This window comes from Pseudovibrio sp. Ad5 (assembly GCF_001623095.1).
Taxonomy (GTDB): domain Bacteria; phylum Pseudomonadota; class Alphaproteobacteria; order Rhizobiales; family Stappiaceae; genus Pseudovibrio.
In genome coordinates, this window is the sequence record NZ_LMCH01000016.1 from 24,664 (window position 1) to 42,409 (window position 17,746).

At 50.8% G+C, this 17,746-nt stretch carries 21 protein-coding genes and 2 tRNA genes; 6 read left to right on the forward strand and 17 right to left on the reverse strand.

Going from position 1 to position 17,746, the window contains the following annotated elements:
• Positions 1-99: 99 nt before the first annotated feature.
• Positions 100-525, forward strand: coding sequence for a PACE efflux transporter (locus PsAD5_RS10965; RefSeq protein ID WP_082597067.1), 426 nt, complete (start codon positions 100-102; stop codon positions 523-525).
• Positions 526-619: 94 nt separating this feature from the next.
• On the opposite strand, the gene paaE is transcribed toward PsAD5_RS10965, so the two are convergent.
• The 8 genes from paaE to yacG form a co-directional block, all read right to left on the reverse strand.
• Entirely contained in the window at positions 620-1,702 is a 1,083-nt protein-coding gene (gene paaE, locus PsAD5_RS10970) for a 1,2-phenylacetyl-CoA epoxidase subunit PaaE (RefSeq protein WP_063292145.1), read from the reverse strand.
• A 43-nt stretch (positions 1,703-1,745) separates the two neighbouring features.
• Positions 1,746-2,255: a 1,2-phenylacetyl-CoA epoxidase subunit PaaD gene (gene paaD, locus PsAD5_RS10975; protein ID WP_063292146.1), complete on the reverse strand. Its 510-nt coding sequence runs from the start codon at positions 2,253-2,255 to the stop codon at positions 1,746-1,748.
• Positions 2,256-2,269: 14 nt separating this feature from the next.
• A complete protein-coding gene (gene paaC, locus PsAD5_RS10980) occupies positions 2,270-3,028 on the reverse strand; it encodes a 1,2-phenylacetyl-CoA epoxidase subunit PaaC (protein ID WP_153041364.1) in 759 nt (252 codons plus the stop codon).
• Positions 3,029-3,035: 7 nt separating this feature from the next.
• Entirely contained in the window at positions 3,036-3,323 is a 288-nt protein-coding gene (paaB, locus tag PsAD5_RS10985; protein WP_054664467.1) for a 1,2-phenylacetyl-CoA epoxidase subunit PaaB, read from the reverse strand.
• A 13-nt stretch (positions 3,324-3,336) separates the two neighbouring features.
• On the reverse strand, positions 3,337-4,320 hold the full coding sequence (gene paaA / locus PsAD5_RS10990; protein ID WP_063292148.1) for a 1,2-phenylacetyl-CoA epoxidase subunit PaaA: 984 nt from the start codon (positions 4,318-4,320) through the stop codon (positions 3,337-3,339).
• 129 nt (positions 4,321-4,449) lie between these two features.
• Positions 4,450-5,340, reverse strand: coding sequence for a PaaX family transcriptional regulator (locus PsAD5_RS10995; RefSeq protein ID WP_153041365.1), 891 nt, complete (start codon positions 5,338-5,340; stop codon positions 4,450-4,452).
• Between the two features lie 157 nt (positions 5,341-5,497).
• Complete coding sequence (locus PsAD5_RS11000) at positions 5,498-7,096, reverse strand: bifunctional metallophosphatase/5'-nucleotidase (RefSeq protein ID WP_063292150.1); 1,599 nt, start codon at positions 7,094-7,096, stop codon at positions 5,498-5,500.
• Between the two features lie 344 nt (positions 7,097-7,440).
• Positions 7,441-7,638 (reverse strand): DNA gyrase inhibitor YacG, encoded by a 198-nt coding sequence (gene yacG, locus PsAD5_RS11005; protein WP_057464985.1) that lies wholly within the window; start codon positions 7,636-7,638, stop codon positions 7,441-7,443.
• Positions 7,639-8,019: 381 nt separating this feature from the next.
• Between yacG and PsAD5_RS11010 the strand changes: the two genes are divergently transcribed.
• On the forward strand, positions 8,020-8,379 hold the full coding sequence (locus PsAD5_RS11010; RefSeq protein ID WP_063292151.1) for a hypothetical protein: 360 nt from the start codon (positions 8,020-8,022) through the stop codon (positions 8,377-8,379).
• A gap of 11 nt (positions 8,380-8,390) precedes the next feature.
• Here the strand turns inward: PsAD5_RS11010 and PsAD5_RS11015 are convergent, their stop codons facing one another.
• The 8 genes from PsAD5_RS11015 to PsAD5_RS11050 all read right to left on the reverse strand — a co-directional run bounded on the left by PsAD5_RS11015 (position 8,391) and on the right by PsAD5_RS11050 (position 14,354).
• On the reverse strand, positions 8,391-9,026 hold the full coding sequence (locus PsAD5_RS11015; RefSeq protein ID WP_057464983.1) for a Maf family nucleotide pyrophosphatase: 636 nt from the start codon (positions 9,024-9,026) through the stop codon (positions 8,391-8,393).
• Positions 9,027-9,103: 77 nt separating this feature from the next.
• Positions 9,104-9,322: a translation initiation factor IF-1 gene (gene infA / locus PsAD5_RS11020; RefSeq protein ID WP_008549604.1), complete on the reverse strand. Its 219-nt coding sequence runs from the start codon at positions 9,320-9,322 to the stop codon at positions 9,104-9,106.
• Positions 9,323-9,494: 172 nt separating this feature from the next.
• Positions 9,495-9,926: an arsenate-mycothiol transferase ArsC gene (locus PsAD5_RS11025; protein WP_208980475.1), complete on the reverse strand. Its 432-nt coding sequence runs from the start codon at positions 9,924-9,926 to the stop codon at positions 9,495-9,497.
• Between the two features lie 2 nt (positions 9,927-9,928).
• Complete coding sequence (locus PsAD5_RS11030) at positions 9,929-10,438, reverse strand: UPF0262 family protein (protein WP_057464982.1); 510 nt, start codon at positions 10,436-10,438, stop codon at positions 9,929-9,931.
• 31 nt (positions 10,439-10,469) lie between these two features.
• Positions 10,470-11,765 carry a histidinol dehydrogenase gene (gene hisD / locus PsAD5_RS11035; RefSeq protein ID WP_063292152.1) on the reverse strand — a complete coding sequence of 432 codons (1,296 nt, stop codon included), beginning with the start codon at positions 11,763-11,765 and terminating at the stop codon, positions 10,470-10,472.
• A gap of 126 nt (positions 11,766-11,891) precedes the next feature.
• Positions 11,892-12,338, reverse strand: coding sequence for a DUF2948 family protein (locus PsAD5_RS11040; RefSeq protein WP_057464980.1), 447 nt, complete (start codon positions 12,336-12,338; stop codon positions 11,892-11,894).
• A gap of 206 nt (positions 12,339-12,544) precedes the next feature.
• Positions 12,545-13,834 (reverse strand): UDP-N-acetylglucosamine 1-carboxyvinyltransferase, encoded by a 1,290-nt coding sequence (gene murA / locus PsAD5_RS11045; protein WP_063292153.1) that lies wholly within the window; start codon positions 13,832-13,834, stop codon positions 12,545-12,547.
• A gap of 304 nt (positions 13,835-14,138) precedes the next feature.
• Positions 14,139-14,354 carry a hypothetical protein gene (locus PsAD5_RS11050; RefSeq protein ID WP_063292154.1) on the reverse strand — a complete coding sequence of 72 codons (216 nt, stop codon included), beginning with the start codon at positions 14,352-14,354 and terminating at the stop codon, positions 14,139-14,141.
• A 190-nt stretch (positions 14,355-14,544) separates the two neighbouring features.
• Between PsAD5_RS11050 and PsAD5_RS11055 the strand changes: the two genes are divergently transcribed.
• From PsAD5_RS11055 to PsAD5_RS11065, 3 genes are all read left to right on the forward strand, one after another.
• A tRNA-Thr gene (locus PsAD5_RS11055) sits at positions 14,545-14,619 on the forward strand.
• A gap of 32 nt (positions 14,620-14,651) precedes the next feature.
• Positions 14,652-14,726: transfer RNA gene (locus PsAD5_RS11060), tRNA-Thr, on the forward strand.
• A gap of 527 nt (positions 14,727-15,253) precedes the next feature.
• Positions 15,254-15,436: a hypothetical protein gene (locus PsAD5_RS11065; protein ID WP_057464977.1), complete on the forward strand. Its 183-nt coding sequence runs from the start codon at positions 15,254-15,256 to the stop codon at positions 15,434-15,436.
• A 79-nt stretch (positions 15,437-15,515) separates the two neighbouring features.
• Here PsAD5_RS11065 and PsAD5_RS11070 read toward each other — a convergent pair whose 3' ends face one another.
• Positions 15,516-16,025 carry a response regulator gene (locus tag PsAD5_RS11070; protein WP_082597066.1) on the reverse strand — a complete coding sequence of 170 codons (510 nt, stop codon included), beginning with the start codon at positions 16,023-16,025 and terminating at the stop codon, positions 15,516-15,518.
• A 301-nt stretch (positions 16,026-16,326) separates the two neighbouring features.
• Here PsAD5_RS11070 and hemA point away from each other — a divergent pair, with 301 nt between their 5' ends.
• Positions 16,327-17,604 (forward strand): 5-aminolevulinate synthase, encoded by a 1,278-nt coding sequence (hemA, locus tag PsAD5_RS11075; RefSeq protein WP_057464975.1) that lies wholly within the window; start codon positions 16,327-16,329, stop codon positions 17,602-17,604.
• The last annotated feature ends 142 nt before the right edge of the window (positions 17,605-17,746 follow it).

Here is a 17,746-nt window from a genome sequence, read left to right on the forward strand (position 1 = left end):
GAGATCATCACAACTCTATCGGTTTTCTAAATTAAATCTTGCCAGAAAGATAGTTTGAATATATCTATCCAGAAAGCTACTTAGATAGATAGGTGTGACATGAGAAGTTTCTGGGACAGAGTTCGACACTCCGTGCTGTTTGAAGGGATCGCCCTTTCCATCGTCGCGGTGTTTGGAAGCTGGATTACTGGCCATTCCATTTCAGAGATTGGTGTTCTTGGACTGGTCATGTCCCTGATCGCCATGGGCTGGAACTTTCTTTACAACTGGCTCTTCGACAAATGGTATGTGGCCAACCGTGGTACCAAGCCAAGGACTGTTGCCTTGCGTATTGTGCACGCCCTGTTGTTTGAAGGCGGGCTGCTTGGATTTGGCATTGTCGCAATCATGTGGCTTCTGCAGATGAATTTTGTTCAGGCATTGCTGCTTGATATCGGCTTTGCGATGTTCTTTCTGGTTTACGCCTTTGTCTACAACTGGGTTTACGATCTGGTATTCCCCGTTCCGGTCGCAAAAGCCGTTTGAACGTGTGGTGCTGACATAAGAACGCAAGAAAAGCCGGAATAACGCAAATTCCGACTTTTCCTTTCAAACCAACGCAAACTATCGTTTTGATAGATCAGATGTCGTCGTAATCGACTGTTACATCGTCTGTTTTCGGTCTGGACTGGCAAGTGAGCACGTAGCCTGCCTCAATCTCCCATGGTTCCAGCGAGTAGTTGACGGCCATGTCGACTTTACCGGAGACCACCTTGGCGCGGCAGGTGCAGCACATTCCGCCCTTACAGGAGAACGGTGCTTCTATGCCCAACCGCAGGGCACCATCAATGATGGTTTCACCCGGCTCCAGAGTGACGTCGTGGCGTGCACCATCAACGATCATGGAGACCTTGGCCTTATGGTCTACAGCGCTGGAATCCTTGGCTTTATGGGCTGCGTGCGGATCACCGCCATCAGCAGGCACAAAGAGCTCGTTATGGATGTGTTCCAGCGGAATGCCATGGCTATTACAGGCTTGTTTGGCTGCCTCAATCATATCGCCCGGGCCACAAAGGAAGACGTGGTCGATGCTGTTCTCACCAACGGTCTTGGTGATGAATTCCTCAATCTTTTCAGATGTTAAACGACCATTGAAGAGGCTCAGCTCCTGCTCTTCACGAGACAGAACATGGTAGACACTCAAGCGATCGAGGAAGCGATCCTTCAGGTCATCCAGCTGATCCTTGAAGATCACGCTCTGGGAATTCTTATTGCCGTAGAACAGGAAGAAGTGGCTGTTCGGCTCGTCTTCCAGTACAGCCTGTACCATGGACATGATTGGCGTGATGCCGGACCCAGCTGCAAAAGCGGCGTAAACCCTTGCTTCTTCAGTGGTTCCTCTTGGCAGGTTGAAGCGGCCCATCGGGGTCATCACATCAATCTCATTGCCAACAGAGACATGATCCAGAGCGAAGCTTGAGAAGCGGCCACCCTCCACTTTCTTGATCGCAACGCGGATGTCATCATCCTTGGGAGACGAGCAAATGGAGTAGGACCGGCGTGTGTCTTCGCCATTAATAAATTCGCGCAGGGTGAGATACTGCCCTGGAATAAAAGAGTAATCTGACTTCAGGTCCGCAGGAATTTCAAAGGCGATAGAGACAGCTTCCTCTGTTTCCTGATGGACTGACTTGATCTTCAATCTATGAAACCGTGGTGACATGGTTTCCTCCCTTACATCTACCGGAGCCTTTCAGCCGAGCGGGTCAGATGCACTTGAAATAATCAAAAGGCTCGGAGCAATCATTGCAGCGGTACAGCGCTTTGCAAGCAGTAGAGCCAAACTCGGAAATACGGCTGGTGTTGGCAGAGTTGCACTTGGGGCAACAGACTTGCTCCTCGCCAAACAAGGCCCGGCGCGAGGCCTTGCCGTTTGGAGGTGCAATGCCGTAAACCCTTAGCTTTTCACGCGCTTTTTCTGAGAGCCAATCGGTGGTCCAGGCTGGCGTGAGAACGGCTTTTACATCCACCCTCTCAAAACCAGCGGATAGCAGAGCCGCTTCAATATCGAAAGCGAACATGCTCATGGCCGGGCAACCGGTGTAGGTTGGTGTGATGGTCACCTCTACAGAGCCATCTGCCTGCACGTGCACATCGCGCAGGACACCAAGGTCCTCTATGGTGAGCACCGGCACCTCAGGATCGGGTACATCGCACACCGCATTCCAGGCCTTTTGATCTAACTCAGATCTCAGAATTTTCGCTGCAACTGCCATGGGTTAGCTCCCGATCACCACTGGGCTTGTGGGAACGAGCGCTGCAGATACTGCATTGGCGACAGAATATGTCCCAGATGCTCGCTGTGCTCGCCCTTACGGCCACCTGTCTGCATCCAGCTTTCAGTTGGGCGTTCCAGATTGGCTCGTGCCAGAACGGTGTTCACCGTCTCGTCCCATAAGTGCTTGATAGACATAGGATCTACAGCAACTTCTTTGGCAACCAACGATGATACAACTTCGTCACATTCAAACATCTCGCCGGTGTACATCCAGAGGAACTCCAACGCATCACTGATGCGATTGTGGCTCTCCTCGGTGCCGTCTCCCAGACGGATCACCCACTCAGCAGAATGGCGCAGATGGTAGGCTGCTTCTTTCTCTGCTTTCGCTGCCAGACCAGCCAGTTGCTCGTCTTTCGAGTTCATCATCGCTTCCCAGAACGGGTGCATGAACGCGGAGAAGAGGAACTGTCGCATGATGGCATAGGCGAAGTCATCATTGGGCTGTTCGACCAGTAGAAGATTATTGAACTCCCGCTCAACCCTATGGAAACACAGGGCATCTTCGTCGCGGCCCTTGCCTTCGATTTGCCCTGCATAGGTGTAGAGCTCACGGGCATGGCCTATGAGATCAAGCGCGATATTGGTGAGTGCGATGTCTTCTTCCAGGTGAGAAGCGTGACCACACCATTCGCCCAGTCGCTGACTCAGAATTGCGGAGTCATCAGCCTGCCGCATGCAATATGTAAATAGTGGCGTATCTGTCATCATGGCCTCCTTACATATTCGCGACTTCGTCAGGCAACTCATAGAACGTCGGGTGGCGATAGATCTTTGAAGCTGTTGGCTCAAACATCTCGCCCTTCTCGTCCGGATCATTCGCGATGATTGCTGCTGATGGGACAACCCAGATAGACAGCCCTTCTCCGCGGCGTGTGTAAACGTCTCGCGCTGCCTGCAGAGCCATCTCCGCATCAGCTGCATGGACAGAACCTGCATGTCTATGAGACATGCCATTGCGCGCTCTGATGAATACTTCCCAAAGTGGTGTTGCTTGTTCGCTCATGTTCTGCCCTCCCTTAAGCAGCTGATTTCTTTGCGGCTTGCTTTGCAGCGTACGCCTGCGCAGCCTCACGCACCCAGGCACCGTCCTCATGCGCCTTGATGCGGTCTTTCATCCGCTGCTTGTTGCAGATGCCATTGCCTTTAATGGTGTTGTAAAACTCGTCCCAGTCCGGTTCACCATGCTCCCAATGCCCAGTTTCCTCATTCAGCTTGAGATCAGGATCCGGCAAAGAAATGCCAAGCACCTTTGCCTGAGGCACAGTGGCATCGACGAACTTTTGACGAAGTTCATCGTTGGTGAAGCGCTTGATCTTCCACTTCATGCTAACGGCTGAGTGTTTACTGTCCTTGTCTGAGGGGCCAAACATCATCAGCGCCGGCCACCAGAGCCGGTTGACGGCGTCCTGAACCATCTCCTGCTGCTCCGCTGTGCCTTTCATCATGGCAACGAGAAGATCGTAACCCTGACGTTGGTGGAAACTCTCTTCCTTACAGATGCGGATCATCGCGCGGGAATATGGCCCGAAAGAACAGCGACATAGCGGGATCTGGTTCATGATCGCAGCACCATCGACCAGCCAGCCAACAGCCCCGACATCAGCCCAGTTGAGGGTTGGGTAGTTGAAGATGGAGGAGTATTTGGCTTTTCCGGTCAACAACTGATCGACCAGTTCCTCACGGGAAACACCCAGGGTTTCTGCAGCGGAATAGAGGTAGAGGCCGTGACCACCCTCATCCTGAATCTTGGCAAGTAGGATGGCTTTGCGCTTCAAGGACGGAGCCCGCGTCACCCAGTTGCCTTCTGGCAACATGCCGACCACTTCTGAGTGCGCATGCTGAGAGATCTGCCGGACCAACGTTTTGCGATAGGCTGCTGGCATCCAGTCGTTGGGCTCAATCTTCTCTTCACGATCAATGCGAGCTTGAAAAGCTGCAAGCTTCTCTTCGTCCTCAACACCAGCGTCAACGGCCGGGTTGTTCAATGCTTGCGTGTACATAGGTAAGGTCCCTCCCAAGAGCACACCAATGTTCGTTTCCGCTTCAATATGTCACAGAATACCATTCTCACAAGTTTTTTTTGTAACATTTAAGGGTGCATTTTAGGACAATTCTAAATTCGCTAATGATTACAAAGGTTGGAACCGTTCAAAAAAAGCAGGTTCAGGAGATGGCAAAGCGCCCTCTGCATTCTTGGCGTTAGAATCAAGCCAGACCTCACCGTGATCTCTCAGAGTGTTGTAGATGCCCGCTGCAAGTTCTCGTGCAACGCTTCCCTCCCACTTATCTGGCAGGGCTTGTAAAGGCAGCTCAGGATCTCTGAGAACCAATCGTCGGAGGTCATGGATCAGTATGATACGGATAATCAGAGCTGTTTCTGGTGCAATAGGAGCACGACTTCCACACTCAAGAAGTGCTTGCAAGCCGCTGTAATTCTCAATGAACTCGCGGTATCCCTGCTGCAGGCTCTCCAGGTTCCAGGCTTGCCGGGCAAGCTGCACGGCTTTGTCAGGTTGCGCCGTGGATTGCATAAACACGACCTTCTCTGAGGATTTGGGCAATTGCTGGCCGATGTCCGGTTTAATCAACACGTTCGGGGCAATCACGCCAAAGCCCTGATCTGTCAGGTGTTCCCGGCGTTCAGCCCGCCCCTCCCCTTCACTCAGAATTGCCGTGATCCAGTTGCCATTCCCGTTCGCCGGACCGCGGGCATAAATGCGCGGCGTTGCCTGATCAAAAGCCTCGCGGCCCATTTTGGTAAGGCGATAGAACGAGTTACGACCAATGCGTGTGCGCTCCAACCAGCCATCGGTGGCCAGACGAGACATGGCGGTGCGGACCACTCCGGAGTTGATCCCAACCATCTGCATGATCTCGGTGATGTTTCCCATCCAGAGCTCGCCACCACGCGGAGCAACGCAGTCTCCAAAGATCGAGATGATCATTGACCATGAGCGGATTGGCTTTTGTGCGTGAAAGCGATCAATGAGCTTTTGTTGTTCCGTTTCGAGAATGCTCACGTTCACACGCCTTTTGAAGTTCAGAAGCTGCATATTTGTAAGGGGTCAATGCGCTTTTGTGCAAGTCTCTGTTTGAAAAGAGCAATAATGAGCAAGGCAAAGAAAAAGCCGGAGGCGTGAGCCTCCGGCTTAAATTCATCTACTCAACAAGGCCAGCTTACTTTGCAGTTGCGTCAGTGATGCGACCAGCCAGTTTAGGCTCGTATGCACCGCCCTGCGCTTTCAGGAAGTCAGCAAGTACGAACTCAAGGCCTGGGCCGTAGTCGTATGCGTTCTTACCTTCTGCTGCAAAGATCTTGTAGCCGTCACCACCGTTACGAACGTAGTTATTCGTTGCAAGCTTGTAGACTTTGTCTGCTTCAATTGCAGAACCGTCTTCCAAGGTTACTTCAACAACACGTTCACCAGCAGGCTTGGATGCATCGAAGGTGAACTTCAGACCAGCAACCTGTGGGAAGCGTCCGCCGCCTTCTTCGATCTTGGACAGACCGTTTTCCAGAGCAGTTTTGATGAACTTACCCTGAAGTTCGAAGGTCGCCAGAGTGTTCTGGAAAGGAAGAACTGCCAGAGCTTCGCCCATGGTTACTTCGCCAGCGTCGATAGAAGCACGCAGACCACCACCGTTGGTGATTGCGATTTCAACGCCTTTGTCTTTGGTTGCTGCAAGCATAGCGTCAGCTACGAGAACACCCATTTCACACTCACGTGCGCGGCAAGACTTGCGGTCACCATCTACTGGTGCTGCAGTTGCGCCGATAACTTCGGTGCGAATTTCGTCAAGCGGACCAGCAAGTTCTGCGATACGTGCTTTGGTTACTTCGTTTTCAGCAACCTTCGCGTCCATGATGATTGGCTCGCCAACAGCTTCGATCACGTCGCCGTTGTCGTCGAACTTCACGTTCAGCTCACCAAGGAATTTGCCGTAAGCGTATGCAGATACGATCGCAGCTTTCTTACCGTTTGGAGCTTCAACCCAAGTTGGGTATGGGCCTTCAGCACGGTCAGAAGTGTTGGACAGATACGTGTTGGTGTGACCGCCAACAATCACATCAATACCGTCTACAGCAGCAGCGATTTTCTTATCAACGTCATAACCGGAGTGAGACAGAACGATGATCTTGTTCACACCCTGCGCCTGAAGCTCAGCAACGTGTTTGTTAGCTGCTTCGATTGGGTCGTAGAATGTAACATGATCGCCAGGGCTGGACAGCTCATGAGTATCATCTGGCGTCAGGCCGATGAAACCGATTTTTTCGCCGTCACGCTCAACGATAGAGGTAGGCTTCAGAACGCCGATCAGCTTGCCTTCTTTGGAGAAGTCAGCGTTTGCAAGAAGAACCGGGAAGTTCACGATATCCATGAAGCCACGCAGAACTTCTGGACCATCATCAAACTCATGGTTGCCGACGGTCATTGCGTCGTAACCAAGAGTGTTCATGAACTCAGCAGCAGCCTTACCTTTGTAGTAAGTGTAGAACAGAGAACCCTGGAACTGGTCACCACCATCCACGAGGATAGAGTTTTTAGCAGCCGCACGGCGCTCTTTGATTGCTGTTTCCAAACGGGCAGTGCCACCCAAACACTTGCCTTTTGCATCATCCTTTGCGGAACAATTCGAGTCGTACTTGTTGATTGGCTCAATGCGGGAATGGAAATCATTCGTATGCAAAATGGTCAGATCAAATTCTGCCATAGCCGGCGCAGAAACGCCAAAAGACAACAAAAGCGCAGTTGCGCCCAAGAGATGCTTTTTCATAGGTCTTGCCTTTATTCAATTGCCCCAAGCAATTTAACGAGACGGCTACGCGAGAATCTCTATATCCGCGCAAACCTCCCAAGAACACGCTCGGTACAATTGCCCATAACTGTGACAGGCACAAGACTAAAGGAGATATATTTCGCCATCTAACTGAAAAAAAATTCAGAGCCTGACTTTTTAATCGCGAGCCTTATTAGTACCTATTACAAGGGGTAGGATTGTTGAGAATCCTTATAATATATCAATTTGTTGGCTCAATAAATCAGAGGTAGAAAACACCCGAATTTGGTAAAATTTATCGAAAAAACCCTTAGATTCTCGAAATATTTATCCCCAAATGCTCAGTGCAGAATACGTGAATTTTCTAGGTCAGTGATATCAGATTCAGAGAACTCTTCCTCAACCGCGGGTACGGAATAATGACCACTCAACCACTTGTTGAGATCCACCTGTTTACACCTGTCTGAGCAAAACGGCTTTGTTGCCTCTTGCGCTGGTTTCTCGCAGATCGGGCATTTTACTGATGGCTTCTTCATCATCTCTCTCAACTGCTAGTTTTGATCTTCGCAGATATGGCTGTTCACCTATCCGGCTCAGCAGAGCATCTGCCAGTGCCTCTAGCCAGAAATCTACAGGACATCAAGAGATAAAATCAGATCATTTTGATGGTTTTGTTGAATTTGGAGTAACGGAGCGTCAGCCCCCCTTCACAACTGCAAATTATCTCCTAAATTTAAGGCGTTAAACAGTTTAGCTGCAAACAACTTTGCAGCAATTAGAGTTCAGACTAAGATTAGCCATAGGCAGGCACTTTTGAACATGCTCGTATCCTTATCCGAATACCAGAACCACGTTTTAGGGATACACAATGAGTTCTGTATGGATTTGAAAGTATCTCGCGAACACCGGGGAAGCGTATAATGAACAATGAAGTTTCTTGGATCCTGACAGCGCACCTGGCCACCGCAGAACCAAAAGTCTTTGAAGGACTAATGGTGGAGATGGTGAAAGCAGTCCAGCAAATGCAGGGTGATGCCACAGCTTATGTCTGGTACCTGAGCGAAGACGGGCAATCCTGCGAGATTTTTACGAGCTTCAAGGACAGCAACTCAGCAATGTTGCACCTGACGTGGTTCTCCAACACCTATGCCAAGCAGTTTATGGACACATTGCACCCAACAGGCATGACGGTTTATGGCAAACCAACTCAGGAGCTGCGCAATGCACTTGCGAGCCTGTCACCACGATATGTGCAAACTGTGGGTGGGTTTGCGCGTTAGCCTTCTCCTGCCTATGCAGCAGGTACGGCGTCTTCGTCCCATGTTTTTTGAGTTGGGTAGCCAGCTGACTGTAAGAGGCTTGCGGTCTCCAGCAGAGGCAAACCGACAACGCTTGGGTAAGATCCAATCACACGCGCAATAAACGCGCCAGCAAGGCCCTGAATAGCGTAGCCGCCTGCTTTACCACGCCACTCCCCTGAGGCGAGGTACTTTTCTGTGTCATGAGAAGACAGACGACGGAAACGTACGCGGGTTTCAACCAGTTTTGTGCGAACCACGCCATCAGGCATGTTCACGCAAACGCCGGTGTAAACCTTGTGCATGCGACCGGAAAGCAGTTGAAGGCAGACGCTGGCCTGCTCCTTACTCTCGGCCTTTGGCAGGATGCGGCGTCCTACTGCAACAACTGTGTCAGACCCCAGGATGATGGAATGCGCTTTTTCGTCATCCCGGTCGATCAGAACACGTGCAGCGGCTGCTTTGCCGCGTGCAAGTCTTTGAGCCAGCGCGCGCGGGCTTTCCCCACGCACAGGCGTCTCATCAATGTCTGCAGGCAGGAGGAATTCCGGTTCTATACCAATCTGCTGAAGCAACGCCAGACGACGTGGTGACCCGGAGGCCAATACTAACGGCAGTTCTTTGGTCATATGCCAGTTCCCCGATGAATTACAGACCAGAGCTCAACTAAGGCAGGCTCATCATGAACCCGCGCTCAGTGGATCGCTTATTTGTAGCGATAGGTGATACGACCCTTTGTCAGGTCATATGGCGTCATTTCCACGAGCACTTTATCGCCAGCCAGAACGCGAATACGGTTTTTACGCATACGACCAGCAGTGTGAGCGATAATTTCGTGATCGTTTTCAAGTTTCACACGAAAAGTCGCATTAGGAAGGAGTTCGACGACGACGCCTGGAAACTCCAGCATTTCTTCTTTAGCCATTAGGATTCCTGATTAGTTAAATGGAATTTTCGCGGAACCTACCGGATAACTCGCCAAAAGTGAACAGGCTACCTCCATTTCTTGGAGGGCAGTTTGACGAGTTTTACCGCTTATTCCTTGTTTTGGGGTGGAAAACACATGCAAAGGCCACGCGTAGAGTATTTTCAGCAGCTTATTGCATACGTTGTTCTATCTTTCTCTTAAGCGTATCACGCACCGCTCTGTACGCATCCATGATCTGTGAACGGCTTCCTGTTGCCACTGTCGGGTCAATCGTCGGCCAGTACTCAACATCGACGTGCTGTGCGCGTGTCAGCTCCAATGCCATGTGGTGGGCCTCTGGAGCAAGCGTAACAATGAGGTCGAACCCGTCTTCGGCCAGATCCTCAAATGTTTTTGGATGGTGATTGCTCAGGTCCATCCCAAGCTCATCCATAACAGAGTCGACAAACGGATCACGTTCGCCTGCAAAGACGCCACAGGAGCGCGTATAGACCTGTTTGGGGTAGAGCAGTTGGGTCAAGCCCTCTGCCATCGGAGAGCGTACGGCGTTCATTCTGCAGATAAACAGGATGGAACTTGGCCGTGACATAAACTCGGCCATACTTACCCCCGGTGCTGCAAGGCGCAAATGAGCGTAAACAGTCGTCGGGCGGTTTGATGGTCGATGGTGATTTTCCCTTTCAGGCGCTCTTCCAATATGCAGGCGCCGTCGTCGTGTAGTCCACGACGCCCCATATCGATTGCTTCGATCTGTTTTGGTGAGGCACTGCGAATTGCATCGTAGTAGCTCTCACAGATCATGAAGTAGTCTTTAATGATCTTCCTGAAAGGGGTGAGCGAGAGGATGTGGGTTGCGATTTCGCTGCCCATTTCATCCCGAACTCCCAGCACAAGCTTACGCTTGATCATAGCCAGGTCCAATCGGTACGGGCCCTGATCGGGCCCGACCGGAGAAAACATGTTTTCCTCTACCAGATCAAAGATCGCAATTTTTCGCTCCCGCTCGACGTCTTTGTCGGCGCGCACAATAGAATCCGGATCAAGGACCACCTCAAAAAGGCGTTCTATTCCTTGTTGTCTCTGTTCTTCGTTTACAGGGACTTCCTTATTCATCAAGCGATCTTTTCCGTCCTGGATCAATTAACTAGTGGTTTAAGCGAATAGAGACTGAACGTCCATGCGCCTGCAGACCTTCCACTTCTGCCAGTGTGACGGCTGCAGGGCCGATCTGTGCGAGATTTTCCGGGTTACAGCGCAGAAGCGAAGTTCTCTTTACGAACTCCAGCGTAGACAGACCAGAGGAGAAGCGCGCCGAGCGAGCCGTCGGCAGCACATGGTTTGAACCGCCGACATAATCGCCGATCGCTTCTGGTGTGTAACGTCCAACAAAAACTGCGCCAGCATTTCTCATTTTTGGCAGCAGTGCATCAGGGTCCTCAACACACAGCTCAAGATGTTCTGGTGCAAAACGGTTGGAGAGCACCATTGCATCATCTAAATTGTCAACGGTGATGATCGCTCCGAAGTCATTCCAACTCTGACGCGCAACGTCTGCACGTGGCAGCGTGGTGAGCTGACGCTCCACGGCCTCTTCTACAGCCGCTGCCAGTTCTTCGCTGTCCGTGATGAGAATGGACTGCGCAACCGGATCATGCTCTGCCTGAGAGAGCAGATCGACAGCAACCCAGTCCGGGTTATTATCTTTGTCAGCAACGACGAGGATTTCGGATGGGCCAGCGATCATATCGATGCCGACAGTTCCAAACACACGGCGCTTTGCTGCTGAAACATAGGCATTGCCCGGACCAACAATCTTGGAGACCGGTGCAATTGTTTCTGTGCCATATGCCAGCGCACCAACAGCTTGAGCCCCGCCTACGCGGTAGATCTCTGAGACACCAGACATCTTAGCTGCTGCCAACACGAGTGGGTTGAGCACGTCATCAGGGCTTGGAACCACCATTACGATGCACTCAACGCCGGCAACCTTTGCAGGCACGACATTCATCAGCACAGAAGACGGATAGCTGGCAAGACCGCCAGGGACATACACACCAACAGCTTCCACAGCAGTCCAGATGGCGCCTAGCTCTACGCCGATGGCATCTTTGTAGGTGTAGCTTTCGGGCAGCTGCTTTTGATGGTGGGAACGAATACGATCGTGGGCAAGCTGCAAGGCTTCCAGTGTTTCAGCAGGGATTTGAGCAACAGCTACCTCTATCTCCGCTTCAGTTACTTTCAGCTCGTCCATAGATTTGGCCGACATGCGGTCAAATTTGTTGGTGTATTCGAGCACAGCTGCATCACCGCGCATTTCGACATCCCGCAGAATGTCGCGCACGATATGATCCACATCCTCTGAAGTTTCCCGCTTGCTTCCAAGCAGGGCACGAATTTCTTCTTCGAAACCTTCAGACTTTGAGGAGAGCTTAATCGCCACGTTATCGTTCCCAATTTACTATAATTCCCGGGACTGTTCTTCCCGAGATGATGTCAGAATTTTCGAAATGCAGTCCAAGCCTTCAGGTTGTGCCGGGATTTTACGAAACTATCCCGCGCTTTCCAACTAGCCTTCTAGATCATGTTCAGGTCTGCTTTCAGTTTCCCAAACGGAGCCCAGATCTGCCAGTTGCGCTTCGATGCACTCGATATTTGCTGCAATAGCAGCCCCACCGGAAAACTCAAGCTTCAACTGACCAGCCGGTGCATTTGTCTCTTCAAACAGCACACAGAGCAAAGACAGGACCATGTCTTTGTTTGTCTGGTTGATTTTCTGAGCTTTGACCGCATCCACCCGCGACACAGAAAGAACGGACCGTGCCCGCATTCTTCGTTTCTGGTTGTTTTCGTCTGTTTCCCAAAGGTATCGATTCATTGTCAGCACCAGGCGGCGCTCAGCAGGTAAGTACTTGATATCTGCGAGTTTCAGAACACTGTCCTGCACCATGGAAGAGATGATCTGCAAATCTTCCTGATCCAGCGCCATCAGCTTCATTGGTTTTACCTGTTCCATATTAATCCCTTGCAGATTTCCCTAGCCTCACGCACCGTATATAGCGCGAGACATCCTTACTATTACAACAATTTACAGAAAAACATCTATGAATGAACGCAGCAGATTTCAAGCATGAAGCTCTGATCCAGTTTCTTTGAGAATATCTCCATGAAAAAACCCGGACTGAAAAACAGACCGGGTTCAAATCATTTGCTTCGTTTTCGTTAGGCCGAGATACGCTCGATCACCGCACCGCAGCGAGACAGCTTCTCTTCCAGTCGCTCAAAGCCTCGATCAAGGTGATAGACACGACTGACCGTCGTTTCACCTTCTGCCGCCAAACCAGCGATGACGAGAGAAACAGATGCGCGAAGGTCTGTTGCCATAACCTGAGCACCGCGCAGGGTTTCAACGCCCTCAACAGAAGCCACCTGCCCGTCCAGTGTGATCTTGGCGCCTAGGCGTGCCAGTTCCTGAACGTGCATGAAACGGTTTTCGAAGATGTTTTCAGTGATCTTGCTCACACCCTTGGAGCGGGTCATGAGTGCCATGAACTGCGCCTGCAAATCTGTTGGGAAACCCGGGAACGGCTCAGTGGAAACGTCTACCGGGCTGATACCAGCACCGTTGCGCTTAATTTTGAGACCCATATTGGTTTCAGTGATTTCTGTTCCGGTCTGACGAAGGACATCCAGTGCACCTTCGAGAAGATCGCCGCGCGCGCCTTCCAGAGTGACTTCACCGCCTGTCATTGCCACTGCCATGGCATAGGTCCCGGTTTCGATACGATCAGGAATAACCGGATGGCGATGTGCGCCCAGGCTGTCTACACCCTGAATATGGATTGTGTCGGTGCCAGCACCTTCAATCTTTGCACCCATGCCAATCAGGCAGTTTGCAAGATCGGCGACTTCTGGTTCCTGAGCGGCGTTTTCGATCACGCTCTCGCCCTTGGCCAGTGTCGCAGCCATCATGACTGTGTGTGTTGCACCCACGGAGATTTTCGGGAAAACGACCCGACCACCCTTCAGGCCGCCCTTGGCATCTGCCTGAACATAGCCGCGATCCATCTCGATATCAGCACCGAGTGCCTTCAGTCCGTCGATGAAGAAGTCAACCGGACGCGTCCCGATTGCACACCCCCCTGGCAGAGACACACGGGCTGTATGCATACGTGCGAGCAATGGACCGATGACCCAGAAGCTTGCACGCATTTTGGACACCAGCTCATATGGAGCTGTTGTGTCGACAATGTTGCTGGCATTCAGGTGAATGGTCTGGCCGGTCATTGTATCCTGACCTGCCCGTTTGCCGTCGACCGAATAATCTACACCGTGATTGGAAAGAATCTGAGTGAGAAGTGCGACATCGCGCAAGCGGGGCACATTCTCAAGGGTCAACGTATCTTCGCAGAGCAGTGACGCGATCATCAAAGGCAGCGCAGCATTCTTCGCGCCTGAGATCGGAATAACACCATTAAGCTGATTGCCACCAACAATACGAATTTTGTCCATACTTCTATAACCCCAATAAAGCCCGCGGCGGGAAACACAAATTTGAAGAAGAATTGATCGTGTCCACTAACATCAGGGCTGTGGCATAAGCAAGGCAGCGCTTCTGCCTAGTTTCTTCCCCAACGGTTTTCCCCAATAGATCCTGCTGATATTTCGCATTAGCAGGACTTACAAGGACCGCAACATCCTACTCCACCCAAAACCTGAAGTTTTCGGCGAGATTTCCATATATTTTCAATTTAGCGATAAATGCTAGATTTTTACTTAACGCCCTCGCTATTGAGCAAAGCGCATGCAGCAATCTCTAGTCTTCGTCAGTGTTCTTCTTAGCAGCCTGTTTTCGGCGACGCAGATTGGCGCGTAAGGCTTCGGCCAAACGATCTGCTTTCGGGTCGTTTTTTGGCTTTGCTACGGACTTTGACTGGTTGCCCGTCGTTTCGGTTTTCTTTGAATCTGTCATGCTCAACAGGTACACGAGGACGGGATTGAAGCCAAGTGCCCTAATATACGACAAGTGCATGGCAATGCTCTCATTTCACTGTGTTATTCAGTTTCCACAGAACTGCCAATAAAACCCCTTGCAGGTTTAAAAGGGTTATGACATAAGCCTCCTCGTTCCGAGGGCGCTGCCTGCGGAGCACTTACCTCGTTGCAAAATACGCTGGTTTGGAAGATACGAGAAGCACTTAAGTGCTTCATATTTATGCGATGCTGCCGTAGCTCAGGGGTAGAGCACTCCCTTGGTAAGGGAGAGGTCGAGAGTTCAAATCTCTCCGGCAGCACCATTCTTCTAACAGCACTGCACAAATTTCGGCGCGCTGCCGTAGCTCAGGGGTAGAGCACTCCCTTGGTAAGGGAGAGGTCGAGAGTTCAAATCTCTCCGGCAGCACCATTCTTCTCTATAATCGATCGTTTCACCGATTAACGTCATGCGCATTGCCTTCCTGTTGCGCGTTCTGTGAAATCTGATTTTAAAAAATCACTGAATTTTAGAACAATTTACAACTCTGCCGTGAGCCCTCTCTAACGCGCAGACTTTTCTGAGGGCAAGCAATCGCACTTATCAACGGTAATCCATCGATAATCCAAAGCGGTCGCGAAACAAACAAACTCACCCGAACACATAAATATCAGCTCAATGAAATAAAATTCCACGTTCTTGAGCTGAGCTCTACATGCCTTTGCGGCACTGTGCCTGAGATGCAACGTGCCACAATTCGACCAAATTTCATCTTGGAGTTGGTTTACATGTGACGGGAGTCCTGCGACGTTTCTGTGGTCTTGGGGGCGTATTGGGGTAGTTTTCCAACCAACCGTTTTGCGGATCGGGGAAGAGGGTATGCCTCCCAAGCGCACTTGCATGAGCTCTCGCGCAAGTGTCCGCTGATATTCATTTTGTTGGAGTTTCAGGAGGTAAAAATGGATCAGGCAGTCATCGACGCAGATGTCCCGACAGCAGCACACGGAAAGTTTTCCGAAGCAGAGCTACAGATGCTTCGCTACCAACTTGAGGAAGCAGAGTTCGCCAAGCTCATTCGATTGGTATCCAGTCTTCCATCAGAGAAATGGGATCAAGCGATCAAGGCCCTCTCCGCTCTGTAGGTGTCATAGATGATCCACCTTGGGGGCAACTCAACGCCTCCGAGGAGGTTGTTGCATGCCTCATTGCGAAAAAGAAAACTCAGACCATCGTGGCTGAGTTTGCCTCGCCAATGATGCTGTTTCCGTCCCAGTTCTTTTTGTGTCCGCGGATTTCACGCGGTGCTGGGCCGAAATAACCTGCTGTTTTCACAAAGTCTCTTGGCTGAAGAATAATCGATGCAATGCGTTGATAGAGCGCTTTGGCAGAAATCGGCTTACACAGCAACTCGTGGATGCCCAGCTTTCTGGCTTCGATAATGCGGCTGCGTTCGGTATGGGCCGTGACCATAATAATCGGGATATAAGCGTACGGATTATTCTGGGTACGGATCATGCGCACCATATCAGCCCCGTCGAGAATTGGCATAACCCAGTCGAGAATCAGGATATCCGGATTAGCGCGATCCATCGCCTCCAGACCAGATGCTCCATCTTCCGCTTCGACGATTTTCCGGGCTCCAAACCCTTGAAGCATTGTACGCAGAATTGTGCGCATATAAGCGCTGTCTTCAACCACCAAAAACGATAAGGATGAGAGGTCTATACTCACGCAGTTATGCCCCGGTCACTTGACGCAACCCAATTAAATTAGAACAGAAATTCAGTTATTAGTTACAAGGTGTGGCAGAGAACATAACAAATTGCAAGACTGCCCAATTATAGTTCTATGTCAAAGACTATGTCTGCGATATATATAGGCTGATATGCGTTAGGTGAAAAAATCCTTTGATAAATCCGCAATTCCATGGACCGCGTCAATGTGTCCTTCGACAGGGATAAGGATTATCGCTAAGTTTAGGCTAACTCTAAAGTATCGCCGAATAATACCGCCGCAATATAAGGGGCAAAAAATGGACTACCAAAATATCTTCAATGAGGCGATTGCTTCTTTGAAGGATGAAAAACGGTACCGCGTATTTGCTAATCTCGAACGCATTGCAGGGCGTCACCCACACGCACTGTGGCGTAAGGAAAATCAAAACCTCCGTGAAATCGTCATTTGGTGTTCAAACGACTACCTGGGGATGGGCCAACACCCTAAAGTTATTGATGCCATGACAGAAACCGTTCAGCGCATGGGAGCTGGCGCAGGCGGTACGCGTAACATCTCGGGCACGAACTACCCTTTGGTACAGCTTGAAGAAGAACTCGCAGACCTCCACGGAAAAGAAGGCGCCCTCGTTTTCTCAAGTGGTTTTGTTTCCAACGAAGCGTCCATTTCGACAATTGCAAAGTTGCTTCCTGATTGCCTGATCCTGTCTGACCAGCTGAACCACGCTTCCATGATTGCGGGTGTTCGCGGCGCAGGGACTTCTAAGAAAGTATGGCGTCATAATGACCTTGAGCACCTTGAAGACTTGCTCAAGTCTGCTGGGAACGACCGCGCAAAGCTGATCGTGTTTGAATCCGTGTACTCCATGGATGGCGATATCGCACCGATCGAGCGCATTTGTGACCTTGCCGACAAGTACAATGCGATGACCTACATCGACGAAGTGCATGCTGTTGGCATGTACGGTCCGCGCGGCGCAGGTATTGCTGAACGTGACGCGGTCATGGATCGCATCGACATCATTGAAGGAACACTGGCGAAAGCATTCGGTGTGATGGGCGGTTATATCACTGCCTCTCAGACTATCATTGATGCGGTTCGCTCCTATGCTCCAGGCTTCATCTTTACCACTGCTATTCCACCAGGACTTGCTGCGGCAGCAACAGCTTCCATCAAGCACCTGAAGGAATCCGGTGTAGAGCGCGAAGGTCAGCAGCGTCAGGCACAGCGCACAAAAGATGTACTGAAAGCAGCAGGCCTCCCTGTGATGCCTTCTGACACGCACATCATTCCAGTGCTTGTTGCTGATCCTGATCTATGTAAGCAGGCAACCGATTTGCTGTTGGATAAGCATGGCATCTACATTCAGCCAATCAACTACCCAACAGTTCCACGCGGCACTGAGCGTCTGCGCATCACTCCGGGCCCAGTCCACAACGATGCCCTGATTGATCATCTGCGCGATGCTCTGGTGGATGTATGGCAGACTCTTGAGTTGCCATTCACCGATGCTCCAGCGGAAGAAGATCTGGATGCTGCGCAAGGCCAGGCTGTTTATCAGTTTGCTGGCGGTTAAACGCCACCTCAATTCATTGCAAAAGGCCGGCAAATTTGCTGGCCTTTTTTGTTGCTTATAATGCTGCAAAGAAAAAGGCTTGAAACGGGTCGCTTACAAGCCTCTCATTTCATATTTCTTTTCGCTAAATACAGCTCGTGAC